This is a genomic window from Neisseria sp. HMSC073G10, from assembly GCF_001812605.1.
Taxonomy (GTDB): domain Bacteria; phylum Pseudomonadota; class Gammaproteobacteria; order Burkholderiales; family Neisseriaceae; genus Neisseria; species Neisseria subflava_A.
This window is the reverse complement of the sequence record NZ_KV809536.1, coordinates 122707-140550: the sequence shown is the minus strand read 5'-3', so window position 1 is coordinate 140550 and position 17844 is coordinate 122707. Positions and strand designations below refer to the sequence as shown.

At 47.8% G+C, this 17844-nt stretch carries 16 protein-coding genes, 1 tRNA gene and 1 pseudogene; 10 read left to right on the top strand and 8 right to left on the bottom strand.

Annotated features, from left to right (window positions below):
• Nucleotides 1–39: 39 nt before the first annotated feature.
• The 4 genes from HMPREF2865_RS08780 to HMPREF2865_RS11780 are packed head-to-tail and all read right to left on the bottom strand — an operon-like array spanning nt 40 to nt 4337.
• Nucleotides 40–1929, bottom strand: a complete 1890-nt coding sequence (locus HMPREF2865_RS08780; RefSeq protein ID WP_070646768.1) for a Z1 domain-containing protein — start codon at nt 1927–1929, stop codon at nt 40–42.
• Nucleotides 1930–2970: a restriction endonuclease PLD domain-containing protein gene (locus HMPREF2865_RS08775; protein WP_049344001.1), complete on the bottom strand. Its 1041-nt coding sequence runs from the start codon at nt 2968–2970 to the stop codon at nt 1930–1932. It abuts the gene before it with no gap.
• Nucleotides 2967–4091, bottom strand: coding sequence for a DNA cytosine methyltransferase (locus HMPREF2865_RS08770; protein WP_070646767.1), 1125 nt, complete (start codon nt 4089–4091; stop codon nt 2967–2969). The genes HMPREF2865_RS08775 and HMPREF2865_RS08770 overlap by 4 nt, the downstream gene beginning before the upstream one ends.
• Nucleotides 4092–4139: 48 nt before the next feature.
• Complete coding sequence (locus HMPREF2865_RS11780) at nt 4140–4337, bottom strand: hypothetical protein (RefSeq protein ID WP_083309592.1); 198 nt, start codon at nt 4335–4337, stop codon at nt 4140–4142.
• A gap of 79 nt (nt 4338–4416) precedes the next feature.
• Here HMPREF2865_RS11780 and radA point away from each other — a divergent pair, with 79 nt between their 5' ends.
• Both radA and HMPREF2865_RS08760 read left to right on the top strand, forming a co-directional pair.
• The gene (radA, locus tag HMPREF2865_RS08765; RefSeq protein WP_070646766.1) at nt 4417–5793 is read left to right on the top strand and encodes a DNA repair protein RadA; all 1377 of its coding nucleotides are present in this window, start codon (nt 4417–4419) and stop codon (nt 5791–5793) included.
• A 151-nt stretch (nt 5794–5944) separates the two neighbouring features.
• The gene (locus HMPREF2865_RS08760; RefSeq protein ID WP_070646765.1) at nt 5945–6751 is read left to right on the top strand and encodes a DUF4198 domain-containing protein; all 807 of its coding nucleotides are present in this window, start codon (nt 5945–5947) and stop codon (nt 6749–6751) included.
• Between the two features lie 55 nt (nt 6752–6806).
• On the opposite strand, the gene HMPREF2865_RS08755 is transcribed toward HMPREF2865_RS08760, so the two are convergent.
• Entirely contained in the window at nt 6807–7367 is a 561-nt protein-coding gene (locus HMPREF2865_RS08755) for a pseudouridine synthase (RefSeq protein WP_070646764.1), read from the bottom strand.
• Nucleotides 7368–7447: 80 nt separating this feature from the next.
• Nucleotides 7448–7540 (bottom strand) — tRNA-Ser (locus HMPREF2865_RS08750).
• Nucleotides 7541–7738: 198 nt separating this feature from the next.
• Here HMPREF2865_RS08750 and HMPREF2865_RS08745 point away from each other — a divergent pair.
• The 8 genes and pseudogenes from HMPREF2865_RS08745 (at nt 7739) to HMPREF2865_RS08715 (ending at nt 16506) form a co-directional block, all read left to right on the top strand.
• On the top strand, nt 7739–8251 hold the full coding sequence (locus HMPREF2865_RS08745; RefSeq protein ID WP_234395987.1) for a hypothetical protein: 513 nt from the start codon (nt 7739–7741) through the stop codon (nt 8249–8251).
• A 52-nt stretch (nt 8252–8303) separates the two neighbouring features.
• Nucleotides 8304–8921, top strand: a complete 618-nt coding sequence (locus HMPREF2865_RS08740; RefSeq protein WP_070646763.1) for a 4'-phosphopantetheinyl transferase family protein — start codon at nt 8304–8306, stop codon at nt 8919–8921.
• A gap of 93 nt (nt 8922–9014) precedes the next feature.
• On the top strand, nt 9015–11333 hold the full coding sequence (locus HMPREF2865_RS08735) for an MMPL family transporter (protein WP_070461617.1): 2319 nt from the start codon (nt 9015–9017) through the stop codon (nt 11331–11333).
• A 127-nt stretch (nt 11334–11460) separates the two neighbouring features.
• A pseudogene (locus HMPREF2865_RS12060) lies at nt 11461–11610 on the top strand (NAD(P)-binding protein); the annotation flags it as partial.
• Between the two features lie 124 nt (nt 11611–11734).
• On the top strand, nt 11735–12253 hold the full coding sequence (locus HMPREF2865_RS08730; RefSeq protein ID WP_070646762.1) for a hypothetical protein: 519 nt from the start codon (nt 11735–11737) through the stop codon (nt 12251–12253).
• 3 nt (nt 12254–12256) lie between these two features.
• On the top strand, nt 12257–13459 hold the full coding sequence (locus tag HMPREF2865_RS08725; protein ID WP_070646761.1) for a beta-ketoacyl-ACP synthase: 1203 nt from the start codon (nt 12257–12259) through the stop codon (nt 13457–13459).
• A 172-nt stretch (nt 13460–13631) separates the two neighbouring features.
• Complete coding sequence (locus HMPREF2865_RS08720; RefSeq protein WP_070646760.1) at nt 13632–15854, top strand: NADP-dependent isocitrate dehydrogenase; 2223 nt, start codon at nt 13632–13634, stop codon at nt 15852–15854.
• 58 nt (nt 15855–15912) lie between these two features.
• On the top strand, nt 15913–16506 hold the full coding sequence (locus HMPREF2865_RS08715; protein WP_070646759.1) for a LolA family protein: 594 nt from the start codon (nt 15913–15915) through the stop codon (nt 16504–16506).
• Between the two features lie 54 nt (nt 16507–16560).
• Here the strand turns inward: HMPREF2865_RS08715 and ylqF are convergent, their stop codons facing one another.
• Together ylqF and HMPREF2865_RS08705 are read right to left on the bottom strand one after the other, a co-directional pair.
• Nucleotides 16561–17502 (bottom strand): ribosome biogenesis GTPase YlqF, encoded by a 942-nt coding sequence (ylqF, locus tag HMPREF2865_RS08710; RefSeq protein WP_070646758.1) that lies wholly within the window; start codon nt 17500–17502, stop codon nt 16561–16563.
• A 93-nt stretch (nt 17503–17595) separates the two neighbouring features.
• Complete coding sequence (locus tag HMPREF2865_RS08705) at nt 17596–17832, bottom strand: lipoprotein (protein WP_003684875.1); 237 nt, start codon at nt 17830–17832, stop codon at nt 17596–17598.
• Nucleotides 17833–17844: the final 12 nt, after the last annotated feature.

The following is a 17844-nucleotide window of genomic DNA, read 5'->3' as shown; positions in this document are numbered from 1 at the left end:
TGAAAACGATATGATTGTTTTCAGACGACCTTTTCTATGTTATTTCACTCCCCAATACACCAGTCCCTTATATGGCAACTTAATATTAGGCAACCAAAAATCTTCTCCCTGCCAACCTTTGTCTTTATTTCCTACTACTTGATAAAGTGTAAGGAATAAATCATTAGGATATTTTTCTCCTAATTTACGGTCGTCTTCCGAAAGCATTGTGCCAGTTGCTCGAGAAAGTTTACGTCCAGTTTTGATCAAAATATAGGTTTTAAAACTTGGACGTTGTGCCTTTAATGCTTCTACACCAGCAATAAATTTTTCCTTATTCCAGTCGTCTGGGACATAATGACCCAATTTATCTAGAACCAAGAATAAATCTTCTATATCTATTTGATATAAATCAGATTGAATTTCATCTTTCAAAATAGAAGGCAAAATCTTGTTAATCTCCAACAAATTATCCTCGTTTGGATGAAGTGGAAAATAATTCACCCCACCCACAATTTGATTGATACTGTCGAATTTCAATACATTTTTTCGAGTCGGATTAATATTTTTCGGATAAATAACCTGAATATTGCCGTCTGAATTTTTTGCCTGCTCAATAATCAGATTATTTGCTTGATTGAGTTGTACAAAGAAGTAATAGACATCAAACGGAATATAAAGTCGTAATAATGATTTATCACGGTCATATCCAAAAATACGCGAATGTTGCCAGAAAGTATCTGCATTCGGTTTTTTGGCTGTGCGACTATAATAAACCGTTTGTAGTTTTGGAATAGTTAAGCCTCGTCCAATCACATTCCCACCAATAATAATATTAAAGCCTCTTTCTAAATCAAAATCTGATTCTGTCTGCGAGTTGACGACGAGAGTATAAATTTGCTTGTTTTCTAAAAGTTCTGTTAGTTTTTCATAAATTTCCTCAAAATGATGAATATCAGGCTTGGTCTTTTGTAAATCCAAATAGTCTTCTTTAAAGCTGTCTGCAAGATTCTCCCCGCTATTAATCGCTTGTACCAAATCATTTAAAAAAGCTTGGATTTTTTGAGAGAAGGCTTGATGGTCTTGGATTTTATAACTTGGATGTAAAGCAAAATTACAATTGGTTTTACCGCATAAAGCAAACTCTGCACAAGTAAGCAGAAAACTGTGTAATGCCTGTTTTACCCCTTCGGCAATTTCACCACTCGTATCTTTCATATCGTCCAATTCACTGTCAATGAAGCGAACGATATAGCTTGGAGGATCAGAGAAGACAAAGTTGCCACCGATGTATTTTTCACCAGCTTCAAAGAAATAGATAAATTCAGGTTGCCAATCAGATTCTTCATGTTGCAATAAAAGCGATTGAGGTGTGGCGGTCAACTGAATAAATAGGCTTTGACAACAGGAATTCTTAATGTCATTTAGCAGTTTATTGATAGTACTGGTATCTTTATCTGGCTTATCAGCATTAGTATTTAGGCTGGCAGCATCGGCTTCATCGTCCACAATAACCAAAGGATAGCCTTTCAGGCTACTTTGACTGGCAAACAAATTACGCCAACGTTTCAATACACGAGAATTCTTTTTAATCACGACCAAGATGGGATTATTTGCCTTCATTACCTGTATAAAACTTCGGTCATCATTTTCAGACAACACAATAAAATTTTTCAGATTAGCTTCGGCGCGCTTGACTGTTTGTTCCTGCAAATCTACGCTGTCAGTAGTAAGATACAAAAAAACTTTGTGGTCGCCATCATCAGCCAGCGCACTTAACACACCCAAAACCTGTGCCGTTTTGCCACTTTGAACATTGCCCAGCAATAAAACATTTTGAGCGGTTTTCGGCTCGGTTTGTGATAATTTCCCCATAAAACCATCAACGGTATTTTTAACAGAATCAGCTAATTCAGGAGGGGTCAATTGATTCAAGTAGGTTTGCAACATTTAGTTTTTCCCCTTAAATGAGAGTAGCCAAACATCAGGATTGTCGGTTGAACGGAACTCAAAATGATCGTTACCGTATTTATGTAGAGTCTCTTCTGTGACAGGTTCCCCTGTTCTTAAACAATCAGCCGCCTCTAAACGTCCTTTAACCCATTTACCAAATATGGTTTGATCACCTTTTGAACTGAAATTTTTACCATTTTGTCCTGTGGTATTACATTCAAATTGCCAACCATCATCCGTGATAACAGTAAATTCTTTTTGTTTTGGGTATCCTTCTGCACCTAAAAATTTTGTTGATACAATCAACTCTGCTTCATACCATGGCCTAGGTAAATAAAATCCGCGTTTATTTTTACGGCCTTTGGCAAAAAATCGGTTTAAACTGCTTTCTGGGAAAGTTTTAACTGGTAAATCAAAGTGATAAGTCGATATTTGTGAAAAAAGTTGCTCAAGTATAGAATCATTTACTTTTTCAACTCCCAGACAATTCTCCAAATGAACATTATGTTCTTTAAAATCAGTTGGTTTTGCTACTTGATTAATAGCCACACCCAATTGCTGGATAACCTGATCTATATTTTTATGTAATTTAGATGCCGTCTGAACATCATTCAAATGAACCATTGTTTCATAGGTTCGCTCAGTATTATCCCAAAAGCAAGTAAGATTAGCAGAACCAATCAATCCATGAGTTTCATTCTGATTCTTAAACGAATACATTTTTCCATGAAATTTCACACGTGGAGAAACGTATACTGCCCCACGTTGCTTATCTTGCAAAAAATAATTTAATTCACAAAGACTGTTGTATTGAGGACGACTAAACCCTTCTAAATAATGCATACCAACCAATAATTTGATTTTCTGGTTATGTTCGCTATCTTCTAAAATTTTATGTAACTCTTTGACTGCATCATTAGAAACATAGCCTGTTGCCATTAAAATTTCATTGGCAGACATAAATAAATCCATCCAAACTTTATTTAATGGCTTATCTGTAATTCGTGCATTAGCAATATTAGAAAAAACAGTATTCATCGTTTTCCCCCTCGAATTTTGCTTAGTCGGTCATGAAATAAAACGTCCTTCTCTGCTTTTAATTTCTTATATAAATCTACTTTTTTATAGTTACCTGAAAAAATTGGTAAGAGGGTTCTTGCTAATTCAACCACGCCTTGAGGCGGTACCGCATTGCCAATCTGACGACGTACTTCCGTCGTTGAACCAACAAACTCAAAATCATCAGGAAAACTTTGAAGCCTTGCTCGTTCTCTATTAGTAAAAGCACGCGGTTCAGGGAAGTGATAACCCCAAGTACCACCGCCACCCGCAGCAATAATTGTTGTAGAAGGTCTATCACGGTGCATTCGCCGATAAACAAGGCTTAACATACTTTTTACATACAAAGGATGCTCTTTAGGAATATCGCTATAGTTCCCTCCTTCTGGGATTAGTTCTAAACGTTTACGAGTTTGCTCACTAATTTTCAACAATTCATTATTACTAACATCTTGTGGAATATTAGATATCGCTTGACCAGCAGTTACATATGGTTTTAAGCCATTTTCGCCAGTTTCATTGTGCGTCGGTTCTGGATGATGAAAATCAAATCCTGTATCCAAACGTACTCCGACAATTAGCACACGTTCACGAAATTGAGGTACGCCAAATTCAGCAAAGTTATACAGCTTCGCCTGAACGTAATAACCGCAATTTTCAAAGTCGGTAATAATTTGCTGGATGGCTTTTTTCTTGTTAGCAGTCAACAAACCTTTCACATTCTCAGCAACAAAAACTTTCGGTTTTTTTGCATTTACAAAACGTAAAAAGCTTTTATAAAGATTGCCACGCTCACCCTCTAGGCCTGGCTGTTTCCAAATCATAGAAAAATCTTGGCAAGGAAATCCGCCTAAAATGATGTCGCAATCGGGAATAGTTGGATCGTTAGGATCTATTTGTTCAATATCACCTTCTACGATGACATCGCCGATATTTTTACGGAAACTTTCGCAAGCCCAATGGGAAAAATCGTTCGCCCAAACAGTTTCATAACCAGCTTGGTGAAAACCCAAATCTAAACCTCCACATCCTGAAAATAGAGATAGAATTCTGGGTTTATTGTCAGAAGAATTAAAATTTGCGATTTGTTTAGATGGCATAGGATTTCACTCCTATGCATAGATTTGATAAAAACCCTTGAAGGGATTTTAATAGAGAACTAGGCAAGACAAGGCAAGGCAAGGCAAGGCAAGGCAAGGCAAGGCAAGCTTACCATCGTTATTTTGAAATAAAATCATTTTTCTAAAATTTCCATGTAAATTTTTCCTATTATGCCGCAAAAAAACAGCAAATGCCGCTGCATTAAACAAGTGATGAATACTTGAAATTATAAATAAAGTATTCATAATCCCAAGGCCGTCTGAAAACCTTCCTCACTTTTCAGACGACCTTTTCACACATCAAATCTTCCACAGGGAAAACATCATGGCAAAAGCCCCCAAAACCATCTACCAATGCACCGAATGCGGCGGCACTTCCCCGAAATGGCAGGGTAAATGCCCGCATTGCGGCGAGTGGAACACGCTTCAGGAAAGCCTTGCCGCGCCCGAACCGAAAAACGCCCGCTTCCAATCTTGGGCGGCAGACACCTCGACCGTCCAATCCCTCTCCGCCGTCACCGCCACCGAAGTGCCGCGCAATCCGACCGGCATGGGCGAGCTTGACCGCGTATTGGGCGGCGGTTTGGTAGATGGCGCAGTCATCCTGCTCGGCGGCGACCCCGGCATCGGCAAATCTACGTTGCTGTTGCAAACCATCGCCAAAATGGCGCAAAGCCGCAAAGTGCTGTACGTTTCCGGTGAGGAATCCGCCCAACAAGTCGCCCTGCGTGCACAGCGTTTAGAACTACCTACCGAAGGCGTGAACCTGCTTGCCGAAATCCGTATGGAAGCGATTCAGACGGCCTTGAAACAGCATCAGCCCGAAGTCGTCGTCATCGACTCCATCCAAACCATGTATTCCGACCAAATCACTTCCGCCCCAGGCTCCGTGTCTCAGGTGCGCGAATGTGCCGCCCAACTGACGCGTATGGCGAAACAGATGGGCATCGCCATGATATTGGTCGGACACGTTACCAAAGACGGTGCGATCGCCGGCCCGCGCGTACTGGAACATATGGTCGATACCGTGCTGTATTTCGAGGGCGACCAACACTCCAACTACCGCATGATACGCGCCATCAAAAACCGTTTCGGCGCAGCAAACGAATTGGGCGTATTCGCCATGACCGAAAACGGTTTGAAAGGCGTATCCAACCCGTCCGCTATCTTCCTTGCAAGCTACCGTGACGACACCCCAGGTTCATGTGTTTTGGTCACACAGGAAGGCAGCCGCCCGCTTTTGGTCGAAATTCAGGCACTGGTCGATGATGCACACGGTTTTACCCCCAAACGACTCACCGTCGGCCTTGAACAAAACCGCCTCGCCATGCTGCTCGCCGTCCTCAACCGTCACGGCGGCATCGCCTGTTTCGACCAAGACGTGTTCCTCAATGCCGTCGGCGGCGTCAAAATCGGCGAACCCGCCGCCGACCTTGCTGTCATCCTCGCCATGCTCTCCAGCTTCCGCAACCGCCCCATGCCCGAAAAAACCGTGGTTTTCGGCGAAATCGGCTTAAGCGGCGAAGTCCGCCCTGTTGCACGCGGACAAGAGCGGCTCAAAGAAGCGGAAAAACTCGGCTTCAAACGCGCCATCGTCCCCAAAGCCAATATGCCGCGCAATGCCAAAGAATTTCCGAACCTGAAAATCTACGGCGTCAGCAGTTTGCAGGAAGCGATTGATGTTTGTCGTGACGGGGACTAAACCGTTTCGATAATCTGATTCAAAAAAACAATCATCTAAAAGGCCGTCTGAAAGTTTTCAGACGGCCTCTCTTTAAATTTAAATAATTTTGTTATATTATAACGAACGCTTTATTCTATCTTTTCTACACATCGAAAATCGGAGAGAAATCTTGAAAAAAACTGCTTTGCTTATCGCATCTGCCTTCCTGTTCAGCACTGCCGCACACGCCCACCGCGTTTGGGTTGAAACCGCCCACACGCATGGCGGCGAATACCTTGAAGCCGAATTGGGCTATGGTGAATTCCCGGAGCTTGAGCCCATCACCAAAGACCGCCTGCACATTTTCAGCAAACCTATGCAACTGGTGACTGAAAAAGGCAAAGAAAACATGATTCAAAAAGGCACATACAATTACCAATACCGCAGCAAATTGCCGGTCAAAGACGGCAGCTACTTGGTAACCGCCGAATACCAACCGACCTTCTGGTCAAAAAACAGCGCGGGCTGGAAGCAGGCAAGCATCAAAGAAATGCCTGATGCAAGCTATTGCGAACAAACCCGTATGTTCGGTAAAAACATCGTCAATGTCGGCCACGAAAGCGCAGATACCGCCATCATCACGAAGCAAGTCGGCCAACATTTGGAAATCGTTCCTTTGGACAACCCTGCCAACGTCCACGTCGGCGAACGCTTCAAAGTCCGCGTCCTCTTCAATGGCGAGCCACTGCCTAACGCCACCGTTACCGCCACATTTGACGGCTTCGACACCAGCGACCGCAGCAAAACCCATAAAACCGAAGCCCAAGCCTTCTCCGATACCACCGATGACAAAGGCGAAGTCAGCATCATTCCATTGCGCCAAGGCTTCTGGAAAGCCAGCGTAGAACACAAAGCCGATTTCCCCGATCAAAGCGTGTGCCAAAAACAGGCCAACTACACCACAATGACCTTCCAGATCGGTCATTCACATCATTAATTTTTCCATAACAAAAGGCCGTCTGAATATTTCAGACGGCCTTTATTCATTCTATTTAAGGACGATGCGGTGCAAACTGCCATTGTCCCAATTCCAAATTCAAATCAAACAGATTCAGACGGCCTATTGCCACGCGAACCAAGCGCAAACACGGAAAGCCTGCTTTCGCCGTCATCCTTCGCACTTGGCGGTTTTTCCCTTCCGAAATTTTGATTTCCACCCAAAAATCAGGCACAGACTTACGCACGCGAATCGGCGGCACGCGCGGCCATAAAGCATCCGCTTCGCCTTCTTCCAATACCCTGACCTCGGCCGGACGGGTGACAAAATCGCCCAAATCTACTCCACGGCGCAATAAATCCAATTTGGCTTCATCTGGAGAACCCTCCACCTGCGCCCAATAAGTTTTAACCTGCTTAAATTTCGGGTCGGCAATCTGCGCCTGCAAACGGCCATTATTGGTCAGCAGTAGCAAACCCTCGCTGTCCGTGTCTAAACGTCCGGCCGGATAAAATCCCGGTTTCTCGACAAAATCCTTAAGGCACTGATGTTTTTCATGTGCAGAAAACTGGCAAATCACGCCATAAGGCTTGTTTAGGATAATCAAATCGTTCATTTCACACTTTCAGACGGCCTTAGATTCCAAGAAATTCCGGATAATAAAAAAGACACCGTATAAACGGTGTCTTTCATATTTGGCGGAGTAAGAGGGATTCGAACCCTCGATGCAGGTTGACCCCACATGCTTCCTTAGCAGGGAAGTGCCTTCAGCCTCTCAGCCATTACTCCTAAGGAAGACCGCAATATACGCTTTCTGCCCTCCTTCGTCAAGCATGACCGCCCCAAACTTTCTTAACACCATGAAATCATTTAAATAAAAATATAATATTTTTTGCACCATTCTGTTTTTATACTTCTTTCATATATGTTAAAATGATTCTGCTTTCTGTAAACTTTTTCTACGCCCATTATTACAAAGGAGTTCGTATGTTACGTTTTTCTGCTTTGGTTGCCGTATCCGCCCTGATGCTTGCCGCGTGCTCACAATCCGGCAATTCCCAACCATCCACTTCCTCCTCTCAAACTTCTACTCCAAAAACAACTGCCGCCGGTTCTGCCTGCCGCAGCATGGGTGAAGGCCATAAAGTCAATGGCAAAGGTCAAAACGACATTTATATGTGTAAAGTCGATGTAGCTTTGAACTCTGCCGAAGCCAAATCCGCTTTGGATCCTAGCATCCGCGTTCACTACGGCAGTACATCCGGCGCAACTTTGACTTCCCGTCAAATCTCCAACTCAGTCGGCAAAACCCCTGATGAAACCTGCCAACGCGCATTCCTGAGCGCGGTTAAACGCTTCCAAAGCACTGCACATCGCAAAAAAGCCAAATCCGTTCACCTGGTTAGCTACTTTGACAAAGTAACCAAAGGCGGTAACGAGTACGAATGCCACATCGCTACATTCAACAGCCGTGTGGTTTTAAAAGGCAGCTTCCACTAAGTAATGTCAAAAATGCCGGACTTCAATATGAAGTTTGGCATTTTTCTATTTTATGGATACGACACCCCTTCACTGTCTGCTGGCCGATCCCTCTTTTGCCGCCTGCTACGACCATGCGTCTCTAAACGCAGCTGATTCACAACGTTTGGCTGCCACGCCGCAACTGGCGCAACGTCAAGACTGGCAAGTCAGCCGCGCATTAAAACAGCAAACCGATTTACCGACTGTATCGCTGAGCCACAGTAAGGGCTTTGCCGCTTTATTGTGTGCGCCTCATCCCTTAATAGCCGGTGTCGATATCGAATTTATCCGCCCGCGCGATTTCAAAGCGTTGTCGGCTTTGGTCTGCACTCAGGAAGAACAAGACTTTTTGGAAACGGAAAACTGGCCGTCTGAAACGTTTTACCGATTGTGGTGTTTCAAAGAAGCATTGATTAAAGCGGCGAATTTGGATTTCCCGTCAGACATGAAATCGGTCGGCTATGTTTTCGATTCAGGGCAACCCGTCGGTTTACGCGCTGGAAAGCAAACCGATTGGCACGGCACAAGCGCGATTTTGGCGGATACGATGGCACTTGCCTGCGTTTGGAAGGGAAAAGCCGTCGCTCTGCAATGGCAGTTTTTCGGTTCGCTCAAATCCAATGATTTAACCGACCGGCAAACTATCTAACAACTGACAAAATAATAATAATCTGATTTAATTTACTGCACTTTTACTTATTCCACACACCAACAGCAGCATTTGCAAAAGGCCGTCTGAACGATGAATCTTCGCCTCCTAAACCGCCTCTATACTGCCCTTATCCTGTTTCTTACCCTGTTTTTGGTTTATGCCTTTGCTTCACAAACGCGTATCCAAACCGATTTGACCGCGTTGTTGCCAAGCGAGCAGCAACCCGATGCCTTGCTGACGGCCGCGGATAAAGCCGCAGAAGCGCAGCTCAATTCGCAAGTTATTTTGCTTGCCGGCAGTACCGATGCCGAAACCGCTTTTCAGACGGCCTCACAAATTGCCGACGCATGGCGCAAAAGCGGCATATTTGAACAAGTCGACAGCAGTATGACGCCGAATTTGGACAAAGTGCGGGCGGATATGCAGAAGCTGAGCTTGGCGGTTTTGCCGCAAGACGAAATCCGCCTGTTGTTTGAGCAGCCGCAAGCCTATTTTCAAGCGCGTGCAGAAGCCGCAGCCAATCCGTTTGCCGCCCCCTCCCCTTTGTCTTTAGAACAAGACTGGCTGGGCTTCGGACGCTTTGTTGCCGACAAAGCCAATCCGCAAAGCCGTTTGCAGTGGGACATGGACAACGGCATGCTGTTTGCCGAAGACAAAGGCAAAACTTGGGTATTTTTGCGCGGACGGCTCGCAGGTGGCGATCAATTTTCCGGCAACGACGCCCTCTTACCGCTGATGACGCAAAGCCGTCAAATCGCTTCGGAAAACGGCGCGGAAACCTTAAACGCAGGTGGCGCATTGTTCACCGCCGTATCCAAAGCAGCCGCAGAAAAAGAAAGCCGGTTGATGAGTATGGTCGGGCTTGGGCTGACCTTTGCGCTGCTGTTGTGGGTCTTCCGCAGCGGCCGAGTATTTTTGCTGTCCTTGCCGCTGGCCGCTGGTATGTTGACCGGATTGGCGGTCGCTTTATTAGTATTCGGCGAAGTGCATATCCTGACCATCGTTATCGGCACCAGCTTGGTGGGGATGTTGGTGGATTTCCCGTTGCACTGGCTTGCTCCGTCGGTATTTGGGCCGTCTGAAAAGACCGTTTGGCAGGCTGAATCGGCAATGAAACATGTCTTGCCAAGTTTTGCCGTCAGCCTGACAATTACCGTCTTGGGCTACGCGCTGCTGTGGTTCACCCCTTTGCCTGTACTTCGCCAAACCGCCGTATTTTCAGGCTTTGCCTTATTTGGCGCGTTTGGTGCCACCGTTTTATGGCTGCCGCCGCTGTTTCGCCGCTACCGTGCCAAAACCGTGCCTTTTGCCGCATTAACCGAAAAGCTCTACTCCTTGTCAGGCCGTCTGAAAAACCGCCTGCACAAACGCGGCTGGTTAATCGTGGGCGGAATTTTGCTGGCAGTCGGGCTGTGGCGCAGCGACTGGCGTGACGACATCCGTCAATGGGTCAATATGCCGACCGCGATGTTGGCCGAAGTACAACAGATCGGCCAGTTGAGCGGCACGGATTTTGGCGGCAAATATTTGGTGGCCGAAGCACAAAGCGAAGATGCCCTATTGAAGAAAACCGCCGAACTCGGCCGCGCCCTGCAGCCCTTAATCGCGCAAGGCAAACTTTCCGGGATCCAATCGCCCGACCAATTCATCCTGCCAACAACGGAGCAGCAAAAACTGCAAAACCGCCTGCGCGAATTGACCAAGTTGCCTGATAGCTGGAAACCGCTTACCGAAATAGGTATTCCGCGCAAAACCGTACGCGATGCCCTGCTGCAAGCTGCTGATACGCAACCATTGTCGCTTTCAGACGGCCTGAATACCGATTTGGCAGAAGCTTGGCGTTCCTTGTATTTGGGCGAAGTGGAACCAGGCCGTTTTGCTGCCGTCGTGCGTTTGAACGGCATGACCGATGAAGCCGCCGTACGCGCCGTGGCGCAACACGTCTCCGGCGTACATTGGGCAGACAAGCGCGCCCACTTAAACGAGCTTTTCCACCACACGCGCAATCAGGCCGCATGGTTGAAACTGGCTTCCTATGCGTTGGCATGGTTACTTTTGTGGAAAATGTTTGGTTTCAAACGCGGCAGCAAAATCCTTGCCGTGCCGCTGGCCGCCGCCATCTGCACCGTTGCCGTACTCGGTTTGGCCGGCATTCCCGTCAGCCTGTTTGCCATGTTCGGACTGCTTTTAGTATCCGCCATCGGCGTGGACTATGCCGTCTATGCTGCCACAGCACACCATAGCGCCCCGGCAAAATTAGGCGGTATGCTGCTTGCCGCCGCGACGACAGCCATTTCCTTTGCCCTGCTCGCCATCAGCAACACGCCCGCTGTTGCCGCGTTCGGCATGACGGTTACCATCGGTGTGGCATTCAATATTTGGCTGGCAGGCACATTGTTGAAAAATTAGACAAAAGATGAAGACGATTAAAATTGAAGCTATATTTTGTTTCGACTTCTATCGCCAAATTGCAAAAGGCCGTCTGAAAAATTTCATATAGCGGTTTAAGCATTATTAAAATCAAAGGTATTTTCAAATACCCGTCGAATTTGACGTTGCCGTTATCGGCTAAGGCTCTTCAGGTTCGGTTGCTTCCGCTTTGCTGAACAAACAAGGCTTTAAAGTTTGCGTATTGGAAAAACAACATTTCCTGCGCTTTGTCATCAGCGAGAGCCTGCTGCCGCATTGGTGGGCGATTTGAAGGTAGAATAAAGGACGAATGCCTTTCAGACGGCCTAGACTGAAAACGGAACAGGCCGTCTGAAACTTCATCCACACCATTAAATATTTTGACCGATAGATAAAACCTTATGCGATTTATCCCTTTGCTTGCCGCACTGCTGCTTTCAGCATGCGCGACCTCGCTCCCCCATCCGCAAACGCTGCCGCCGCTTTCCAAAGAAGGCCAATGGTTCAAACTTGAGCAGACTAATGCGGCGGGGCAAACCGTTCAAACCAATCTCTTGGCAGTCGAACCTCATTCAGACGGCATTCGCTTTGTCCAAACCGATGCACTGGGGGCGCCGGTATCGCGTCAATCGGTCAGTACCAAAGGCTGGAAAAACGACGGCTTTGTGATGCCAAATGCCAGTTCGCGCCGACTGTTTGCCGCCTTGTTGCCGCTTTTGGCCGCCGAACACGCCGCCACGCTTTACCCTGAAGCCCGCCAACAAAACGCCACCCATCAAAGCTTCTGCCCTGACGGCAAAGGCGCGGTGTTCAGCTACCGCGAGCGTGATTTGTGGTGTGTCGCCCACCATTCCGAACAATTCCTTATCGGCTTCCCCGACCAAACTTTCTGGACGGTCAGCCCGATTGCAGAAGACTAATTCATGAATACTCCTGTTTATCTCAGCCGTCCGGCACTGACCAGCGCATTGGGTAGCGGCTTGCAAGTTCATGCCGATGCCTTACTCACGCCGTCTGAAAACACGCCTCTGACTTTTTCAGACCAATGGGTAAAAGGCAAAACACATGCTTTCGGTGCAGTCAAAGAAACCCTGATGCCTCTGCCCGATAACATTCCCGAAGCGCATCGCAGCCGCAACAACCAACTTATCCTGCACGCGCTTTCGCAAATAGACGGACTGATTCAGACGGCCATTGCCCGTTACGGCAAAGAAAGGATTGCTGTCGTTACCGGTACGTCCACCAGTGGCGCAGACGAAAATATCCCCTTGTTCCAACACGTTGTCCAAGGTGGTGAGTGGAAGGATGTTCCATTCAAACAGCTGCAACACACCATGGCTTCTCCCTCCGAATTTATCGCCCAAGTTTACGGTTTGGACGGCTTACGCTATACCGTCTCCACCGCCTGCACTTCCGGCGCACGTGCCCTCATCAGCGCAGCCCGATTGCTTCGTGCCGGATTGTGTGATGCCGTGATTTGTGGTGGCGCGGATACGCTCTCTCCGCTGACGATTAATGGTTTTGCCTCTTTGGAAGTGCTTTCAGACGGCATCGCCAAGCCTTTTTCTACCAATCGCAACGGCATCAATATCGGCGAAGCGGCCGCATTTTTCGTAATGACGCGCGATGCTGATTTTGACGGCGAAATGCAGTTGCTGGGCTACGGCGCAAGCAGCGATGCCTACCATATGTCTTCGCCCCGCCCCGATGGTTTGGGTGCAGCCCAATCTTTTCAGGCCGCTTTGGATAAAGCCGGTTTGAAAGCGGAAGACATCGGCTGGATCAATCTGCACGGCACCGGCACGCAGCACAACGACAGCATGGAAAGCCGAGCCGTTGCCGAAGTATTTGGCAGCCACACCCTTTGCACGTCAACCAAGCCATCCACCGGCCATACCTTGGGCGCAGCCGGTGCGATTGAAGCCGCGTTTGCTTGGTTGATGGCCAACCGCCAATACAATCCGGAAGGCAAACTGCCGCCGCAACAATGGGACAACGTACCCGATTCCGAGCTGCCCAACATCGCTTTGACCGACGAAAACAGCCGCTGGCCGTCTGAAAAACGCATTGCCGCCAGCTCGTCATTTGCCTTCGGCGGCAGCAATGCTGTTTTGATTATCGGATAAGTCCTTATATTTAGGCTGTCTTTTCAGACGGCCTTTTTCTTTTCCGCAACTTAAAAAACAATAACATCAAAACAACAACCAAATCCGCCGAAATATGCCATAATAGGCTTAGCACGTTTCTTCTCGCGATGTGCCCGAAAAGAAAAACTTAACCTACATAGAGAATAATCCCATGACTAAATCCACCATTATCTATACCTACACCGACGAAGCTCCTGCATTGGCCACTCAATCCCTATTGCCAATCGTGCAGGCGTTTACCCGCCACGCCGATATTGATGTCAAAACCAGCGACATCTCTCTCTCCGGCCGTATTTTAGCGGCGTTTCCAGAATACCTGACCGAAGCGCAACGCGTACCTGATGCGCTTGCCGAATTGGGCGAACTGGTGAAACAACCCGATGCAAACGTGATCAAACTGCCGAACATCAGCGCATCCGTACCGCAACTGACGGCCGCGATTAAAGAATTGCAGTCTAAAGGCTTTGCCGTTCCCGACTATCCTGCTGACCCTCAAACCGATGAAGAAAAAGCCGTACGCGAACGCTACGACCGCATCAAAGGCAGCGCGGTAAACCCTGTCCTGCGTGAAGGCAACTCTGACCGTCGCGCGCCTAAAGCAGTGAAAAACTTTGCGAAAAAACATCCGCACAGCATGGGCGCATGGACCAAAGACTCCAAAACCCACGTTGCCACCATGCAAAGCGGCGACTTTTTTCATAATGAACAATCTGTTACCGTACCTGAAGCGACTTCCGTATCCATCGTGTTCACCGACAAACAAGGCAACAAAAAAGAGCTGCGCGAGCCTGTTGCCCTGAAAGCCGGCGAAATCATCGACGCGACCGTGATGAGCAAAAAAGCCCTGCTCGCCTTTCTTGCCGAACAAGTGAAAGACGCGAAGGCAAAAGGCGTATTGTTCTCACTGCACATGAAAGCCACCATGATGAAAGTGTCCGACCCGATTATCTTCGGACACGCCGTCAAAGTGTTCTTCGCGCCTGTCTTTGAAAAATTCGGTGACAAATTGGCTGCCGCAGGCGTCAACGTCAACAACGGCTTCGGCAACCTGCTTGCTAATCTGGACAAACTGGATGCGGACACCCGCGCCGCCGTTGAAGCTGAAATCGCTGCCGTTTACGCTGCCAACCCTGATTTGGCCATGGTTGATTCCGACAAAGGCATTACCAACCTGCACGTTCCTAGTGATGTCATCGTCGATGCTTCTATGCCTGCAATGATTCGTAACTCCGGCCGCATGTGGGATAAAGACGGCAAAGCGCAAGACACCAAAGCCGTGATTCCGGACAGCAGCTACGCCGGCGTTTACCAAGCAACCATCGACTTCTGCCGCGAACACGGCGCATTCGATCCGACAACCATGGGTACCGTTCCTAACGTCGGCCTGATGGCGCAAGCAGCCGAAGAATACGGTTCGCACAACAAAACTTTCGAAATCGAAGCCGACGGCCAAGTTCAAGTCATTGATGCAGCAGGTAATGTCCTGATGCAACACGACGTTGAAGCCGGTGACATCTGGCGTATGTGCCAAACCAAAGACGCTCCGGTTAAAGACTGGGTACAGCTCGCTGTTAACCGCGCCCGTCTGAGCAATACACCAGCCGTGTTCTGGCTCGACGAAAACCGCCCGCACGACAAGAGCCTGCTCGCCAAGGTTAAAGCCTACCTTGCCGAACTGGATACCGACGGCCTCGACATCCGCGTCCTCGCTCCTGAAGAAGCCGCTAAATTCAGCTTGGGCCGTCTGAAAAACGGCGAAGACACCATCTCCGTAACCGGTAACGTCCTGCGCGACTACCTGACCGACTTGTTCCCAATTTTGGAACTGGGTACCAGCGCGAAAATGCTGTCTATCGTTCCATTGATGAATGGCGGCGGTATGTTTGAAACCGGCGCGGGCGGTTCTGCACCGAAACATGTTCAACAATTCCTCGAAGAAAACCACTTACGTTGGGACTCTTTGGGCGAATTCCTCGCACTCGCCGTATCGTTTGAACATTTGGCGCAAAAAACCGGCAACGCCAAAGCCCAAGTCCTCGCCGACACTTTGGATGCAGCCACCGAAAAACTGCTGTTGAACGACAAATCGCCTAAACGCAAAGCGGGCGAACTCGACAACCGCGGCAGCCATTTCTACCTCACCCTCTACTGGGCGCAAGAATTGGCGGCGCAAGACAAAGATGCCGAACTGAAAGCCGCATTTGCTCCATTGGCAGCCGCTTTGACTGCCGATGAAGCCAAAATCGTTGAAGAACTCTCTGCCGTACAAGGCAAAGCGGTCGACATCGGCGGCTACTACGCAGCCAATCCTGAAAAAGCCGCACAAGCGATGCGTCCAAGCGCAACCTTTAATCAGGCCTTGTCAGCCTTATAATTAAAGTAACAAAAGGCCGTCTGAACTTTCAGACGGCCTCAAATCTTATGGAAGCACAATGAAAAAAACCATTCTTTCTCTTACTCTCCTCATCAGCGCTCCGGCTTTGTGGGCATTTTCCCCTGCCGAATTGGCACAAACCCTGCAAAAACCGCAAAACGTGCAAGGCAATTTTGTCCAACAACGCCAACTCAAATCCCTCAGCAAACCCATGACCACCAGCGGCAGCTTTACCCTTGTCCCACAAAAAGGCCTGCTCTGGAAAATGCAAAAACCATTTGAAACCACCCTACGCGTGCGTTCAGACGGCATCATGCAATGGAACGGCAGCCAATGGGTCAACCCAAATGCCAGCAAGCTCAACGGCCAAAGCCGCCAAATCAAACTCTTCCTCGACCTTTTGGGCGGCAATACTCAAGGTTTGGAAAAACAATTTGATTTGAAATTAAACGGCAACGAGAAAAAATGGACGTTGACCCTGACTCCGAAAACCACCATTACCCGCCAAATCTTCAACCGTATCGAAATCAACGGCGATACGCTGGTAAGAAAAATCGAATTGGACGAAAAGCAAGGCGACAAAACCATCATGCAATTCAACCAAATCCAAACCGATAAAGCTCTGGACAGCTTCAGCCGTACTGCCCTGTAATTGTCTATCCCAACAAAAGGCCGTCTGAAAATAGATTTCAGACGGCCTTTTAGATTAATCGGCTGAAGGCTGCTGCCCTTTTCTTTCCGCCTTTCTGGCTTCGCGAATGGCTTTGAGTTCGGCCTCTTTCTGTCTGGCTTTTTTCAGCCAAGTTTCCCATTGGTTTGGCGTTTCCAGCGTGATTCTGCCGATTTTTCCTTCACGGAAATCAGTCAGGATATTTTCAGCGGCTTTTTGGTAGTTGATCCGTCCACCACTCAAAACCGCACCGCGTTTTTTGGCAATCCACTCCAGCCAAGAAGTATCGTCCCAATGGCTACTTGGATCTTTGTCGGCTTGATAACGCTCTTGCAACAGGGCCAGATAATGGCGGCGGAGGGAATCCAAAAGCTCAAGCGCCACTTCTTCTTCGTCCAGCGCGTTGCGTCCGACTGCACCGCCGGCTGCAAGGTTATAGCCGCCTTCTTCGACGATAATTTTTGGCCACAACATACCGGGGGTATCATAAAGCCAGAAATCGTCGGCAAGGAAAAGGCGCTGTTCGGCTTTGGTAATACCGGGTTCATTACCGGTTTTGGCAGATTTTTTGCCGATCATACCGTTAATCAAGGTAGATTTACCGACGTTGGGAATGCCGCAAATCAGGACACGCAGCGGCTTCTCAATACCTTGGCGATGCGGAATCATAGCGCGGCAGGCTTGGGTAATTTTGCCGTGCGCGCCGGTTTCGGAAGAATCAAGCGCAATGGCGCGGGTATCTTGACGGCTGTTGTAGTGTTCGAGCCAAACTTTGGTGCGCTCGGGATCGGCAAGGTCTTGCTTGTTTAAGATTTTGAGTTTTGGCTTGCCTTTGGACAACTGGGCAAGCAAGGGGTTTTCGCTGGAAGCAGGCATACGCGCGTCCAGCATCTCAATCACCATATCAACGCTTTTAATGCGTTCGGCAATGGCTTTTTTTGCCTTGTTCATGTGGCCGGGAAACCATTGGATAGCCATGTCTTTTTATTCTTTCTATTCGTATCTGAGGCCGTCTGAAAAATCATTGTTTTTCAGACGGCCTCGGTATTTGGATAATCGGTTAATCAGGATTTAGAGATTGCCATGCTCGTAGCTGTAATAACCTGCTTCATCCATACATTGCTCAAACGTTTTGGATGTATTGCCACGTTTGGTTCCATTTTGAACTTGTGATTTGCAGGTATTGATTTGGCGGGAAACTTCGGCTTCGCTTGCACCGGTACGGTGCCAACGGTAAGCAGTAACAGGCTCTGTTGCACAAGCGGTCAAGATAAGCAGGGATAATGCGGTCAGACTGATTTTTTTCATGGTTTCTTCCTT